Source organism: Pseudomonas sp. WC1 (assembly GCF_050586565.1).
GTDB lineage: Bacteria > Pseudomonadota > Gammaproteobacteria > Pseudomonadales > Pseudomonadaceae > Aquipseudomonas.
Genome location: NZ_JBOBDQ010000006.1, coordinates 36,337 through 50,124, shown reverse-complemented (window position 1 = coordinate 50,124; position 13,788 = coordinate 36,337). Strand labels below are relative to the sequence as shown.

Here is a 13,788-nt window from a genome sequence, read left to right as displayed (position 1 = left end):
CAGCCGCCTCAATCATCGACCCCATGATGATGCTCGCCCCAGCGCGGCAGCATGTCCTGCGGGATATTCAGCAGGTTCAGGATGCGTGCCACGACGAAGTCGACCAGGTCGTCGATGGTCTGCGGCTGGTGGTAGAAGCCCGGCGCCGCCGGCAGGATCACCGCACCCATCTGCGACAGCTTGAGCATGTTCTCCAGGTGGATGGTCGAGAATGGTGCCTCGCGCGGAACCAGGATCAACTGACGACGTTCCTTGAGAGTCACGTCGGCCGCCCGCTCGATCAGGTTGTTGCAGGCACCGGTGGCAATCGCCGACAGGGTGCCGGTGGAACACGGCACCACCACCATCGCCGCCGGCGCGCCGGAGCCCGAAGCCACCGGCGACATCCAGTCCTCCTTGCCATACACGCGGATCTGCCCGTCGGCCGCGCCGGTGTACTCGGTCAGGAACGCCTGCATGGCCTGGGGCTTGGCTGGCAACACCACGTCGGTCTCTGTAGCCATCACCAGTTGCGCGGCCTTGGAGATGAGGAAATGCACCTCGCGGTCCTCGCGCACCAGGCAATCGAGCAGGCGCAGGCCATACTGCGCCCCGGAGGCGCCGGTCATGGCCAGGGTGATGCGTTCCGGTCCGCTCACTTCAGCGCCTCGGCCAGCTTGCCGTGCAGGCCGCCGAAGCCGCCGTTGCTCATGATCACCACATGGGTGCCCGGGCGGGCCTGGCCCTTGATGCGCTCGATGATCGCCTCGAGGCTGTCGGCCACCACGCTCGGCACCTTGCACTGCGCGGCGGTGCCGGCCAGGTCCCAGCCCAGGTTGGGCGGTGCGTACCAGATCACCTGGTCGGCGTCGTTGACGCTTTCCGGCAGGCCGTCGCGGTGCGCGCCCAGCTTCATGGAGTTGGAGCGCGGCTCGATCACCGCAATCACCGGCGCCTCGCCTACGCGCTTGCGCAGGCCATCGAGGGTAGTGGCGATGGCGGTCGGGTGGTGGGCGAAGTCGTCGTAGATGGTCACGCCGTTAACCTCGGCAACCAGCTCCATACGGCGCTTGACGCTCTTGAATGCGCTCAGGCCTTCGATACCCATGGCCGGTGCGACGCCGACATGGCGGGCAGCGGCCAGGGTGGCCAGGGCGTTGGCGACGTTGTGCTGGCCGGTCAGCGCCCAATCGACCACGCCCTGCGTCTGGCCTTCGAACAGCACTTCGAAGCGCGAGCCATCGGCGCTGAGCAGGCGCGCCTGCCACTGGCCACCCTCGCCCGTGGTCTGCACCGGGGTCCAGCAGCCCATGCCGATGACGCGCTCCAGCGCCTGCTCGGTGGTCGGGTGAATGACCAGGCCCTCATTGGGAATGGTGCGAACCAAATGGTGAAACTGCCGCTCGATGGACGCCAAGTCGGGGAAGATGTCCGCGTGATCGAACTCGAGATTGTTGAGGATCGCGGTACGCGGATGGTAGTGCACGAACTTGGAGCGCTTGTCGAAGAAAGCGCTGTCGTATTCGTCGGCCTCGACCACGAAGAACGGCGTATCGCCCAGGCGCGCCGACACCGAGAAGTTCTGCGGCACGCCGCCGATCAGGAAGCCCGGGCTCATGCCGGCGTGTTCCAGCACCCAGGCCAGCATGCTGCTGGTGGTGGTCTTGCCATGGGTGCCGGCCACGGCCAGTACCCAGCGGCCCTGCAGCACATGGTCGGCCAGCCACTGCGGGCCCGATACGTACGGCAGGCCCTTGTTCAGCACGTACTCCACCGCCGGGTTGCCCCGCGACATGGCGTTGCCAACCACCACCAGGTCGGGTGCTGGCTCCAGCTGGGCCGGGTCGTAGCCTTGGGTCAGCTCGATGCCCTGGGCCTCGAGCTGGGTGCTCATCGGCGGATACACGTTGGCGTCGGAGCCGGTGACGCGGTGGCCAAGGTCCTTGGCCAGCACCGCCAGCGAACCCATGAAAGTGCCACAAATACCGAGAATATGAATATGCATTATCGACCTCGCAAAACGTCGAGGCAGGGTAGCCCAGGGCGAGGGAAATCGCACCCGCTGTTTCGCTCAGCAGGCCTTGGCTATGCCATGTTTGCGCAGTTTTCGATACAAGGTATTGCGGCTGATGCCCAGGTGCTCGGCGACGTGGGTCATGTGCCAGTGGTTTGCCTCCAGGGCGCTGAGCAAGGCCTGGCGCTCGGCACTTTCGAGGGCGTGGGAGCGGGCTTGCCCCGCGATGGCGTCGGCAGTGCCACCGGTGTTGTCTGGTCGTGCGCCGTCGCGGGGCAAGTCGCATCGGCGCACCGCCGCTCCCACGTTGCGCACCACCAGCGGGAGATCCCGATACTCGACTCGCCCCTCCTCGCACAACGCCACCACGGTTCGCAGCACATTCCTCATTTGCCGCACGTTCCCCGGCCAGGCAAAATCCAGCAGCGCCTGCCGTGCCTTCGGTTCGATTTCGATGACCTGCCCTTCGGCCTCCTGTGCCAGCAGGAAATCCAGCAGCTGTACCTTGTCGCTGCGTTCGCGCAACGCCGGCAAGGCCACCTCCAGGCCGTTGAGCCGGTAGTAAAGGTCTTCGCGGAACCCGCCTTGCGCCACTCGCTCCAGCAGGTCACGGTGGGTGGCGCTGATGATCCGCACATCCACCGCCTGCGGCTCACCACCGATCGGCACCACCTGGCGCTCTTCCAGTACCCGCAGCAAGCGAGTCTGCAGCGCCAACGGCATGTCGCCGATCTCGTCCAGCAGCAAGGTGCCGCCATCGGCCTGCAGCAGCTTGCCGCGCATGCCTTCCTTGCGCGCACCGGTGAAACTGCCGCCGCGATAGCCGAACAGCTCGCTCTCGATCAGGCTCTCCGGAATCGATGCGCAGTTGATCGCCACGAACGGCTTGTCATGGCGTGCGCTGGCCTGGTGCACCGCCTGGGCAAAAGCTTCCTTGCCGCAACCGGTTTCGCCGCGCAACAGCAGCGGCACGTCACGTTCGAACACCCGCACGGCGCGGCGAAAGTCCTCGCGCAAGGCCGGATCGAGCAGGCAGATGCCCGGCGCAGCGGTCTGGGGCAAGGCCACCGGCACCGACCACACCGGTGCCCGCGCCTGGCCGCGCAGGCTGGCGAATACCTGGCGACCGTCGCGGGTATACAGCGGCCACGCGCTGCTGCCCTGGGGCGTGGCGCGGCTGAACAATTCGTCGTGGCTGCAGGCGAAGAACCTGTCCAATGGCTTGCCCAGCACTCCACCACGGATGGTCCCCAGCAGGTTCAACGCGCTCTGGTTGGCGGCGCAGATCCGCCCGTCGCCATCGAAGGCCAGCAGGCCCTCGCTGAACAGCCCGACCGACTCGGCCTGCAGGTGGAAACGCAGCAGCCATTGCTGCTCGAAGTGGCGCAGGAAGTAGCAGCTCTCGATCATCTTCGCCGACAGGTTGACCAGCGCCATGGTGTGGAACTGGCTCTGGCGCGAGACATCGGGCCGCGCCGACGACACATCGAGTACCGCCAGCAACTCGCCGTGTGGGTCGAATACCGGGCTGGCCGAGCAGGTCAGCCCGGTATGGCGGCCACGGAAGTGCTCGTCCTGGTGAATGGTCAGGGCTTGGCGCTCGACCAGGCAGGTACCGATACCGTTGGTGCCCTCGCGGGCCTCGCTCCAGTCGGCGCCGAGCCACAGCCCGGCACGCTCGAAGATGCGCCGCTCGCTGGGCGCGGTGACGCAGTTGAGGATCACCCCGCGAGCATCGGTCAGCAACACCGCGTGCCCGGCACCGGACAACTGCTGGTGCAGGCTGTTCATCTCGTTGTCGGCGATCTGCAGCACCTGGCGCAGGCGCTCGCGGCTCTCCAGCAGGCGGCCGTGTTCGAGCACCACCGGTGCCTGGACCCGCGCGGGGTCGAGGTGGTAGTCCTCCAGGCAACGTAGCCAGGAGCGGGCGATGGACGGGTCGCTGCCCGGCCCGCTGGTCTGGCCTTGGGCGACCGTGAGCACTTGCTGGGCATGGCGGCTGAACGGATTGCTCTGCATTTCTTGTTGTTCTCCGCAGATAGAGCGTGCCGTCAGCATCCTCCAGGCGTGGACGCTTTGCAACGTTGCACCGACCCTGCGGTCACGACCTGTGTCGCAAAGGGTACAAAGTGTCACCCTGGCCGTGCCGAGGCTGGCACAGGTCATTTCGATAGCAGCGCCGCCCTTGACCCAAGTCATTGATACACAAGGGCCTCCAGGCGCTGGCCCGACCTTTGCTCTACGCTTGGTAACTCCGCAACAATCACAAAGACCAGGAGACACATCATGCGTTATGCACATCCCGGCACCGAAGGCGCGAAGGTCAACTTCAAGAGCCGCTACGGCAACTACATCGGTGGTGAGTTCGTGGCGCCGGTGAAGGGGCAGTATTTCGAGAACACCTCCCCGGTCAACGGCAAGCTGATCGCCGAGTTCCCCCGCTCCACCGCCGAAGACATCGAAAAGGCCCTCGACGCGGCCCACGCTGCCGCCGATGCCTGGGGCCGCACTTCGGTTCAGGACCGTTCCAACGTCCTGCTGCGCATCGCCGACCGCATCGAACAGAACCTTGAGTTGCTGGCCATCACCGAAACCTGGGACAACGGCAAGCCGATCCGCGAGACCCTCAACGCCGACATCCCACTGGCGGTCGATCACTTCCGCTACTTCGCCGGCTGCATCCGCGCCCAGGAAGGCGGCGCCGCCGAGATCAACGAAAACACCGTGGCCTATCACATCCACGAGCCGCTGGGCGTGGTCGGGCAGATCATCCCGTGGAACTTCCCGCTGCTGATGGCCGCCTGGAAGCTCGCCCCGGCCCTCGCTGCCGGCAACTGCGTGGTGCTCAAGCCCGCCGAGCAGACCCCATTGGGCATCAGCGTGCTGATGGAACTGATCGGCGACCTGCTGCCCAAGGGCGTGCTCAACGTGGTGCAAGGCTATGGCCGTGAAGCGGGCGAAGCCCTGGCCACCAGCAAGCGCATCGCCAAGATCGCCTTCACCGGCTCCACTCCGGTCGGCGCGCACATCATGAAATGCGCCGCCGAGAACATCATCCCCTCCACCGTCGAACTGGGCGGCAAGTCGCCGAACGTGTACTTCGAGGACATCATGCAGGCCGAGCCGAGCTTCATCGACAAGGCGGCCGAAGGCATGGTGCTGGCGTTCTTCAACCAGGGCGAGGTGTGCACCTGCCCTTCGCGTGCCCTGGTGCAGGAATCGATCTACCCGCAGTTCATGGAAGTGGTGATGAAGAAGGTGCTGCAGATCAAGCGCGGCGACCCGCTGGACACCGACACCATGGTCGGCGCCCAGGCCTCGCAGCAGCAGTTCGAGAAGATCCAGTCCTATCTCAAGATCGCCCAGGAAGAGGGCGCCGAGCTGCTGACCGGCGGCAAGGTGGAGCAACTCGAAGGCGCGCTGGCCAGCGGTTACTACATCCAGCCGACCCTGCTCAAAGGCAACAACAAGATGCGCGTGTTCCAGGAGGAGATCTTCGGCCCAGTGGTCAGCGTCACCACCTTCAAGGACGAGGCCGAGGCCCTGGCGATTGCCAACGACACCGAGTTCGGCCTGGGCGCCGGCGTGTGGACCCGCGACATCAACCGCGCCTATCGCATGGGTCGCGGCATCAAGGCCGGCCGCGTATGGACCAACTGCTACCACCTGTACCCGGCGCATGCCGCGTTCGGTGGCTACAAGAAGTCCGGTGTCGGCCGTGAAACCCACAAGATGATGCTCGACCACTACCAGCAGACCAAGAACCTGCTGGTGAGCTACGACATCAACCCGCTGGGCTTCTTCTAGATCGTGGATTAGGGCTGCTTTGCAGCCCTTTCGCCGCGGTTCGTCGCCACGACAAGCCGGCTCCCACAGGGACTGCGCATTGCTCTGTGGGAGCTGGCTTGCCAGCGATGAAGCAACCACCGTTATCAGGCCATTTGCGGTTGCCGTGCAGCACCTGCTCTGGCTCGCTTCCTGCAGTACCTATCACCATCGGCCCGGAACCCTTCCGGCCACCAAGAAGAAAAACAGGTGAATCCATGCCAAGCGATCATTCCGCCGGCGCGCCGGCAAGCTCCTCCGTCGACTTCGAAAAGGTCGGCTCGGACTATTTCCAGCAACGTGAACTGAAGAAAGGCGCCGCCGGCTGGGTCCTGCTGGTGGGCCTGGGCGTGGCCTATGTGATCTCCGGCGACTACGCCGGCTGGAACTTCGGCCTGGCACAAGGCGGCTGGGGCGGCATGTTCCTCGCCACCCTGCTGATGGCCACCATGTACCTGTGCATGTGCTTTTCTCTGGCGGAACTGTCGTCGATGATCCCCACCGCCGGCGGCGGCTACGGCTTCGCCCGCAGCGCCTTCGGCCCCTGGGGCGGCTTCCTCACCGGCACGGCGATCCTCATCGAGTACGCCATCGCGCCCGCAGCCATCGCCGTGTTCATCGGTGCCTACTGCCAGTCGCTGTTCGGTATCGGCGGCTGGATGATCTACCTGGCCTTCTACATCGTGTTCATCGGCATCCACATCTTCGGGGTCGGCGAGGCGCTGAAGCTGATGTTCATCATCACCGCAGTCGCCGCCATCGCCCTGGCCGTATTCCTGATCGGCATGGTGCCGCATTTCGATGCAGCGAACCTGTTCGACATCGCCAAGACCGACGCCGTCGGTGCCAGCAGCTTCCTGCCGTTCGGCTATGTCGGGGTCTGGGCGGCGATCCCCTATGCGATCTGGTTCTTCCTCGCGGTCGAAGGCGTGCCACTGGCCGCCGAAGAGACCAAGAACCCTAAGCGTGACCTGCCCCGTGGCCTGATCGGCGCGATGCTGGTGCTGCTGGCCTTCGCCTTGTTGATCCTGGTGGTCGGCCCCGGTGGCGCCGGTTCCGAAGCCCTCAAGGCCTCGGGCAACCCGCTGGTCGAGGCGCTGTCGAAGGCCTACGGCGGTTCGACCTGGATGGGCGGCTTCGTCAACCTGGTGGGCCTGGCCGGCCTGATCGCCAGTTTCTTCTCGATCATCTATGCCTATTCGCGGCAGATCTTCGCCCTTTCCCGCGCGGGCTACCTGCCACGCAAGCTGTCCGAAACCAACAAGAGCAAGGCCCCAGTGCTGGCCCTGGTGATCCCCGGGATCATCGGCTTCGCCCTGTCGCTGACCGGCCAGGGCGACCTGCTGATCCTGGTGGCGGTGTTCGGCGCCACGCTGTCCTACGTGCTGATGATGGCCGCGCACATTACCCTGCGTATCCGTCGCCCTAAAATGGAGCGTCCGTACCGCACCCCCGGCGGCATCTTCACTTCAAGCGTGGCCCTGGTGCTGGCCTGCATCGCCGTGGTCGCCGGTTTCCTGGTCGACCCCCGGGTGGTGATTGGCGCCGCGGTGATCTATGCAGTATTAATTGCCTACTTTGCGTTCTACAGCCGCCACCACCTGGTGGCCGGTACACCGGAAGAGGAATTCGCCGCGATCCAGAAGGCCGAAGAGGCCCTGCACTGATTGCCGACTTGCGCCGCAGGCCAGTCCTGCGGCGCCCTGGAGATTCTGTATGGCAAGTTTCACGCATACCGTGGGCCACCAGGTCTACCGCTTCGACAGCCTCAAGGACGTGATGGCCAAGGCCAGCCCGGCACGCTCGGGCGACTACCTGGCCGGCGTCGCCGCCAGTAACGACGGCGAGCGGGTGGCCGCGCAGATGGCCCTGGCCAACATCCCGCTCAAGCATTTTCTCAGCGAAGCGCTGATCCCCTACGAACAGGACGAAGTCACCCGCCTGATCATCGACACCCACGACACCGCAGCCTTCGCCACGGTCAGCCACCTGACCGTCGGCGGCTTGCGCGACTGGCTGCTCAGCGACCAGGCCGACGAACACAGCCTCAGGGCCCTGGCCCCTGGCTTGACGCCGGAAATGGCCGCCGCGGTGTCGAAGATCATGCGCGTGCAGGACCTGGTGCTGGTGGCGCAGAAGATCCGCGTGGTCACCGCGTTCCGCGGCACCATGGGGCTGCGCGGGCGGCTGTCGACCCGCCTGCAGCCCAACCACCCCACCGACGAGCCGGCCGGTATCGCCGCGAGCATTCTCGACGGCCTGCTGTACGGCAACGGCGATGCGATGATCGGCATCAACCCGGCCACCGACAGCATCGCCTCGATCTGCGCGCTGCTGGAAATGCTCGACGCCATCATCCAACGTTACGACATCCCCACCCAGTCGTGCGTGCTGACCCACGTCACCACCTCGATCGAGGCGATCAACCGCGGTGTGCCGCTGGACCTGGTGTTCCAGTCCATCGCCGGCACCGAGGCGGCCAACGCCGGCTTCGGCATCAATCTCAACGTGCTGCAGGAAGGCTACGAGGCCGGCCTGTCACTCAAGCGCGGCACGGTCGGGCAGAACCTGATGTACTTCGAGACCGGCCAAGGCAGCGCCCTGTCGGCCAACGCCCACCACGGTGTCGACCAGCAGACCTGCGAAACCCGCGCCTACGCCGTGGCCCGCCACTTCAAGCCGTTCCTGGTCAACACCGTGGTTGGCTTCATCGGCCCTGAGTACCTGTACAACGGCAAGCAGATCATCCGCGCCGGCCTCGAGGACCACTTCTGCGGCAAGCTGCTGGGCGTGCCGATGGGCTGCGACATCTGCTACACCAACCACGCCGAGGCCGACCAGGACGACATGGACACCCTGCTGACCCTGCTGGGCGTGGCCGGGATCAATTTCATCATGGGCATCCCCGGCTCCGACGACATCATGCTCAACTACCAGACCACCTCGTTCCACGACGCGCTCTATGCCCGCCAGACCCTGGGCCTCAAGCCCGGGCCGGAATTCGAGGCGTGGCTGGAACGTACCGGCATCTTCACCCAGGCCGATGGCCGCATCCGCTTCGGCGACAACCTGCCGCCGGCCTTCCGCCAGGCCCTGGCACAGCTGGCCTAGAGGTAAGCATGGAACGACACGCACCCACCCCCGACAACCCCTGGCTGGCCCTGCGCAACCTCACCCCCGCGCGTATCGCCCTCGGGCGCACCGGTATCAGCCTGCCGACCGGCGCCCAGCTGGACTTCCAGTTCGCCCACGCCCAAGCCCGCGACGCCGTGCACTTGCCGTTCGACCACGTCGGCCTGCGTCAGCAGCTCGGCGACCGTGGCCGCGACAGCCTGCTGCTGCACAGCGCCGCCAGCGACCGCCACCAGTATCTGCAACGCCCGGACCTGGGCCGGCGCCTGAACGAGGACTCGGCCCAGTGCCTGCGCGAGCACGCCCAGGCCAACCCCGGCGGCGTAGACCTGGCGATCGTCGTGGCCGATGGCCTGTCGGCGCTGGCCGTGCACCGCCACACCCTGCCCTTCCTGAGCCGCTTCGAGGAACAGGCCGCCGCCGATGGCTGGAGCAGCGCCCCGGTGATCCTGGTGGAGCAAGGCCGGGTCGCGGTGGCCGACGAAGTGGGCGAACTGCTCGGCGCGCGGATGACGGTGATGCTGATCGGCGAACGCCCGGGCCTGAGTTCACCCGACAGCCTGGGCCTGTACTTCACCTACGCGCCGAAGGTCGGCCTGACCGACGCCTACCGCAACTGCATCTCCAATGTGCGCCTGGAAGGCCTGAGCTACGGCATGGCCGCTCATCGCCTGCTGTACCTGATGCGCGAGGCCTGCAGGCGCCAGCTGTCGGGGGTGAATCTGAAGGACGAAGCCGAGGTCCATAGTATCGACAGCGAAGACTCTGCCGGGAAAAGCGGAAACTTCCTGCTCGGTGAAGGGTAAAAAACATGTCACCGAAGGCGGATTGCGCTTCTAGCCTGCTTTAGGCAGCATGCCAGTGGACGCTGCTGGCAATCCGCCGTATTCCCAATGGACTCAGAGGCCCGCCCATGCGCATCATCCAGGCAACCTTGGAACACCTCGACCTGCTCACCCCGCTGTTCGTGAAATACCGCGAGTTCTATGGGCAACTGCCTTACCCGGACAGTTCGCGGGCCTTCCTTGAGAAGCGCCTCAAGCGCAAGGAGTCGATCATCTACCTGGCCCTGCCGGATGATGGCGATGACCGCCTGATGGGCTTCTGCCAGCTCTACCCGAGCTTCTCGTCGCTGTCGCTCAAGCGCGTGTGGATCCTCAACGATATCTACGTCGCCGAAGACTCGCGGCGCATGCTGGTGGCAGACAACCTGATGCGCGAGGCCAAGAAGATGGCCAAGAAATCCAACGCCGTGCGCATGCGCGTGTCCACCAGCAGCGACAACGAAGTGGCTCAGAAGACCTACGAATCCATGGGCTTTCGCAAAGACACCGAGTTCGAGAACTACATCCTGCCGATCAGCCAGGATTGAGCAAGCCACGTACCGTGGGAGCGGGCTTGTAGCGCGATTGCCGCGATGGCCCCAGCGCGGGGCAAGCCCGCTCCCATGGACACGAACGCGATCCCACAGTCGTAACCCCTCGCTACAAACTCTCCGGGCACGATCTGGACTTCGCCGTATAATCCCCCTCCTGTCATGTGCGAAAAGTTACCGGCACAACCGGTAAACCCTCCCCAACCATGGCGCTGTCCGTCATCGCGTGCCCGTGGAAGCGGGTCAAGAACACAGGTGCTGTACATGGATTTCAACCCGCTGGACCTCATCCTGCATCTCGATGCCTACCTCGATCTGCTGGTCAACAACTACGGTCCCTGGATCTACGCCATCCTTTTCGCCGTGATCTTCTGCGAGACCGGCCTGGTGGTCATGCCGTTCCTGCCGGGTGACTCGCTGCTGTTCATCGCCGGCGCTGTGGCCGCCGGTGGGGGGATGGACCCGGCGCTGCTGGCCGGCCTGCTGATGGCCGCGGCGATTCTCGGCGACAGCACCAACTACGTGATCGGGCGCACGGCGGGCGAACGCCTGTTCCGCAACCCCAACTCGAAGATTTTCCGCAAGGACTACCTGCAGCGCACCCACGTCTTCTACGAGCGCCATGGCGGCAAGACCGTCACCCTGGCGCGCTTCCTGCCGATCCTGCGTACTTTCGCGCCGTTCGTCGCCGGTATCGCCCACATGCACTACCCGCGCTTCCTGGCCTTCAGCGTCGCTGGCTCGCTGCTGTGGGTGGGCGGCCTGGTGACCCTGGGCTACTTCTTCGGCAACGTGCCGTTCATCAAGCAGCACCTGTCGCTGATGGTGGTGGCGATCATCCTGCTGTCGCTGGTGCCGATGATCCTCGGCCTGCTGCGCGGCCGCTTCGGCCGCACGGCCAAGGCCCACTGACCTGGGCATGTGGTCGTTCAGCGCCTGGCGGCGCCGGCGCACCCTGGCCCGCTATCCGGTCGACCCACAGCTGTGGCAGGTGATCCGCGATCGCCTGCCTCTGCTCGACGGCATCAGCGACGAAGAAGACCGCTGGTTGCGTGACGCCTGCGTGCTGTTCCTGCACGACAAGCACCTGACCACCCTGCCCGGCGTCGAGCTGGACGACGAGCAGCGCCTGTTCCTCGCCGCCCAGGCCCAGTTACCGCTGCTGCACCTGGGCGAACTGAACTGGTACCAGGGCTTCCACGAGATCATCCTCTACCCGGACGACTTCAAGAGCCCCCAGCGCCACCGCGACAGCAGCGGGGTCGAGCATGTCTGGGACGCCGAGCACAGCGGCGAAGCCTGGCAGCAGGGGCCGGTGATCCTCGCCTGGCCCGGCGTCCTGAGCAGCGGCGGCTGGGAGGCCTACAACCTGGTCATCCACGAACTGGCGCACAAACTGGACATGCTCAATGGCGATGCCAACGGCCTGCCACCCTTGCACAACGGCATGCGCGTGGAGGACTGGGCCCAAGCCATGCAGCAGGCCTACGACGAGCTGAACCGCCAGCTCGACGCCAACCCCGACGCCGAAACGGCCATCGACCCCTACGCCGCGGAAAACCCGGCCGAGTTCTTCGCCGTCACCAGCGAATACTTCTTCAGCGCGCCCGACCTGCTGCATGAGGCCTACCCGAAGGTCTACCAGCAGCTGTCGCTGTTCTACCGCCAGGATCCGCTGAGCCGCCTGGCACGTCTGCAGGCCGAGCACCCGGACTATCGCGCCAGCCACGGCTGAAAGCCGCACATCAGGCCGGGCGTGGCACCCACTGTGGGAATGTGCCTATAATCGCCGCCACTTTTTTGATCAAACACGGGGGCATTGCCCAATGAGCTACAGCAAGATTCCAGCCGGCAAAGACCTGCCGAACGACATCTACGTCGCCATCGAGATCCCGGCCAACCACGCGCCGATCAAGTACGAGATCGACAAGGACAGCGACACCCTGTTCGTCGACCGTTTCATGGCCACCCCGATGTTCTACCCGGCCAACTACGGCTTCATCCCCAACACCCTGGCCGACGACGGTGATCCGCTGGACGTGCTGGTCGTGACCCCGTACCCGGTCGCCCCAGGCTCGGTGATCCGCGCCCGTCCGGTTGGCGTGCTGAACATGACCGACGACGGAGGCGGCGACGCCAAGGTCATCGCCGTTCCTCACGACAAGCTGTCGCAGCTGTATGTCGACGTGAAGGAATACACCGACCTGCCTGCCCTGCTGATCCAGCAGATCGAGCACTTCTTCGCGAACTACAAGGATCTCGAGAAGGGCAAGTGGGTCAAGATCGAAGGCTGGGACGGCGCCGACGCCGCCCGCGCCGCGATCACCAAGTCGGTCGCAGCCTACAAGGGCTGAACCTGACACGAAGAAAGCCCTGCTCCGGCAGGGTTTTTTTATGGGCGCCGTCAGCCACCCGGCAGCGGGCCTGAGGCAGCGTGTTGGCCCTGCAATTGGGCACCATATCGAATCTTCCTACCCGATCCTCAGCCCCTGCCTACAAACCGCCACATTTCCTACAAATGCCCTCGACATCGGGTTGATTTCCACACCGTTCGACCGGAGATAGACTCGCCGTCATGAAAACATCCGGTGACCGTCTCAAAGCCCTCCTGCTGGAGTGCAACCTGACCCCTTCCGACTTTGCCGCGCAACGCAAGGTCACGCCGCAGCACGTCAACAACTGGTTCAAACGCGGCGTGCCCCAGGCCAGGCTCGACGAACTCGCCGACCTGTTCTGCGTGCGCAGGCGCTGGCTGCGCAGTGGCGAGGGCCCGAAGCATCCGACACCGCTCGCACCTGCCCGCTGCGTGCCCCGGGGCATTGCACTGCCACCGCCGCTGCAGGGCCTGGACACAGGCATGGCGCACCTGCCCCTGCATCACCTGCAGCAGGGCAGCCTGCAGGCGCTGCCGGGGCATTACCAGCCGGTTCCCCGCCGAGCCCTGGACGCCTTGCAGGTGTCGACGGAAAAAGCCATCTGCCTCGGTATGCCCGGCAACAACATGCTGCCCCTGCTGCCGGAGGGCACCCTGCTAGCCGTCGACCGCAGCTTCACCCGGGTGGTCGAAGGCGAATGCTACGCACTGCTGCACAATGGCCGCCTGCGGGTGCACCATCTCACCCTGGGCCAGAACGGCACGCTGTGCCTGCACAGCCATGACCGCCTCAACCACCCCTGCGAACGCTACACGGCCTATCAACGCCGCGTGCAGAAGGTGGAAATCCTCGGCTGGGTGTTCTGGTGGTCGTGCCTGCGCCCTGCGCGCCCAGGCTGAAACACCTCGCACCACTTTTTGCTGGGCAGGGGCCACACACACGGGTATGCTACGCGGCACATCATGCCCCCTGATGGTGCAAGCCGCATTCCAGAGGGCCTGGCGACGCCTCACACAGACGTCCGCCATCTTTTTCAGGCCATGTTGCCAACCGTTTAAGGCGGTTGCGGCTTATCAAAAATGAGCCAA

Annotated in this window: 12 protein-coding genes; 9 read left to right on the top strand and 3 right to left on the bottom strand. The window is 65.1% G+C overall.

Annotated elements, in window-relative coordinates; translation table 11 throughout:
- Positions 1–8: 8 nt before the first annotated feature.
- From ubiX to ACQ4OD_RS04230, 3 genes are all read right to left on the bottom strand, one after another.
- Positions 9–638 (bottom strand): flavin prenyltransferase UbiX, encoded by a 630-nt coding sequence (ubiX, locus tag ACQ4OD_RS04240; protein ID WP_011532009.1) that lies wholly within the window; start codon positions 636–638, stop codon positions 9–11.
- Complete coding sequence (gene mpl, locus ACQ4OD_RS04235; protein WP_430943931.1) at positions 635–1,984, bottom strand: UDP-N-acetylmuramate:L-alanyl-gamma-D-glutamyl-meso-diaminopimelate ligase; 1,350 nt, start codon at positions 1,982–1,984, stop codon at positions 635–637. The genes ubiX and mpl overlap by 4 nt, the downstream gene beginning before the upstream one ends.
- A 66-nt stretch (positions 1,985–2,050) precedes the next feature.
- Entirely contained in the window at positions 2,051–4,012 is a 1,962-nt protein-coding gene (locus ACQ4OD_RS04230) for a sigma-54-dependent Fis family transcriptional regulator (protein WP_139668265.1), read from the bottom strand.
- A 267-nt stretch (positions 4,013–4,279) separates the two neighbouring features.
- Here ACQ4OD_RS04230 and exaC point away from each other — a divergent pair, with 267 nt between their 5' ends.
- The 9 genes from exaC to ACQ4OD_RS04185 all read left to right on the top strand — a co-directional run bounded on the left by exaC (position 4,280) and on the right by ACQ4OD_RS04185 (position 13,599).
- Entirely contained in the window at positions 4,280–5,800 is a 1,521-nt protein-coding gene (gene exaC, locus ACQ4OD_RS04225) for an acetaldehyde dehydrogenase ExaC (protein WP_110703259.1), read from the top strand.
- A 236-nt stretch (positions 5,801–6,036) separates the two neighbouring features.
- Positions 6,037–7,485: an ethanolamine permease gene (gene eat, locus ACQ4OD_RS04220; protein WP_110703262.1), complete on the top strand. Its 1,449-nt coding sequence runs from the start codon at positions 6,037–6,039 to the stop codon at positions 7,483–7,485.
- 49 nt (positions 7,486–7,534) lie between these two features.
- Complete coding sequence (locus ACQ4OD_RS04215; RefSeq protein WP_430943930.1) at positions 7,535–8,929, top strand: ethanolamine ammonia-lyase subunit EutB; 1,395 nt, start codon at positions 7,535–7,537, stop codon at positions 8,927–8,929.
- An 8-nt stretch (positions 8,930–8,937) separates the two neighbouring features.
- Positions 8,938–9,756, top strand: coding sequence for an ethanolamine ammonia-lyase subunit EutC (gene eutC, locus ACQ4OD_RS04210; protein ID WP_139668259.1), 819 nt, complete (start codon positions 8,938–8,940; stop codon positions 9,754–9,756).
- Between the two features lie 107 nt (positions 9,757–9,863).
- Positions 9,864–10,322 (top strand): GNAT family N-acetyltransferase, encoded by a 459-nt coding sequence (locus ACQ4OD_RS04205; RefSeq protein WP_139668258.1) that lies wholly within the window; start codon positions 9,864–9,866, stop codon positions 10,320–10,322.
- A gap of 267 nt (positions 10,323–10,589) precedes the next feature.
- Positions 10,590–11,237, top strand: a complete 648-nt coding sequence (locus ACQ4OD_RS04200) for a DedA family protein (protein ID WP_139668256.1) — start codon at positions 10,590–10,592, stop codon at positions 11,235–11,237.
- Positions 11,238–11,244: 7 nt separating this feature from the next.
- Positions 11,245–12,060 (top strand): zinc-dependent peptidase, encoded by an 816-nt coding sequence (locus ACQ4OD_RS04195; RefSeq protein WP_139668254.1) that lies wholly within the window; start codon positions 11,245–11,247, stop codon positions 12,058–12,060.
- A 91-nt stretch (positions 12,061–12,151) separates the two neighbouring features.
- Entirely contained in the window at positions 12,152–12,679 is a 528-nt protein-coding gene (ppa, locus tag ACQ4OD_RS04190; RefSeq protein ID WP_016484715.1) for an inorganic diphosphatase, read from the top strand.
- A gap of 221 nt (positions 12,680–12,900) precedes the next feature.
- Complete coding sequence (locus tag ACQ4OD_RS04185) at positions 12,901–13,599, top strand: LexA family transcriptional regulator (protein ID WP_430943929.1); 699 nt, start codon at positions 12,901–12,903, stop codon at positions 13,597–13,599.
- Positions 13,600–13,788: the final 189 nt, after the last annotated feature.

Excerpts from the sequence above, each read along its gene's own strand:
- eat (WP_110703262.1), top strand. The coding sequence starts at position 6,037 with ATGCCAAGCGATCATTCCGCCGGCGCGCCGGCAAGCTCCTCCGTCGAC.
- mpl (WP_430943931.1), bottom strand. The coding sequence starts at position 1,984 with ATGCATATTCATATTCTCGGTATTTGTGGCACTTTCATGGGTTCGCTG.
- ACQ4OD_RS04200 (WP_139668256.1), top strand. The coding sequence starts at position 10,590 with ATGGATTTCAACCCGCTGGACCTCATCCTGCATCTCGATGCCTACCTC.
- ACQ4OD_RS04230 (WP_139668265.1), bottom strand. The coding sequence starts at position 4,012 with ATGCAGAGCAATCCGTTCAGCCGCCATGCCCAGCAAGTGCTCACGGTC.
- ACQ4OD_RS04205 (WP_139668258.1), top strand. The coding sequence starts at position 9,864 with ATGCGCATCATCCAGGCAACCTTGGAACACCTCGACCTGCTCACCCCG.
- ACQ4OD_RS04185 (WP_430943929.1), top strand. The coding sequence starts at position 12,901 with ATGAAAACATCCGGTGACCGTCTCAAAGCCCTCCTGCTGGAGTGCAAC.
- ACQ4OD_RS04215 (WP_430943930.1), top strand. The coding sequence starts at position 7,535 with ATGGCAAGTTTCACGCATACCGTGGGCCACCAGGTCTACCGCTTCGAC.
- exaC (WP_110703259.1), top strand. The coding sequence starts at position 4,280 with ATGCGTTATGCACATCCCGGCACCGAAGGCGCGAAGGTCAACTTCAAG.
- ppa (WP_016484715.1), top strand. The coding sequence starts at position 12,152 with ATGAGCTACAGCAAGATTCCAGCCGGCAAAGACCTGCCGAACGACATC.
- eutC (WP_139668259.1), top strand. The coding sequence starts at position 8,938 with ATGGAACGACACGCACCCACCCCCGACAACCCCTGGCTGGCCCTGCGC.
- ACQ4OD_RS04195 (WP_139668254.1), top strand. The coding sequence starts at position 11,245 with ATGTGGTCGTTCAGCGCCTGGCGGCGCCGGCGCACCCTGGCCCGCTAT.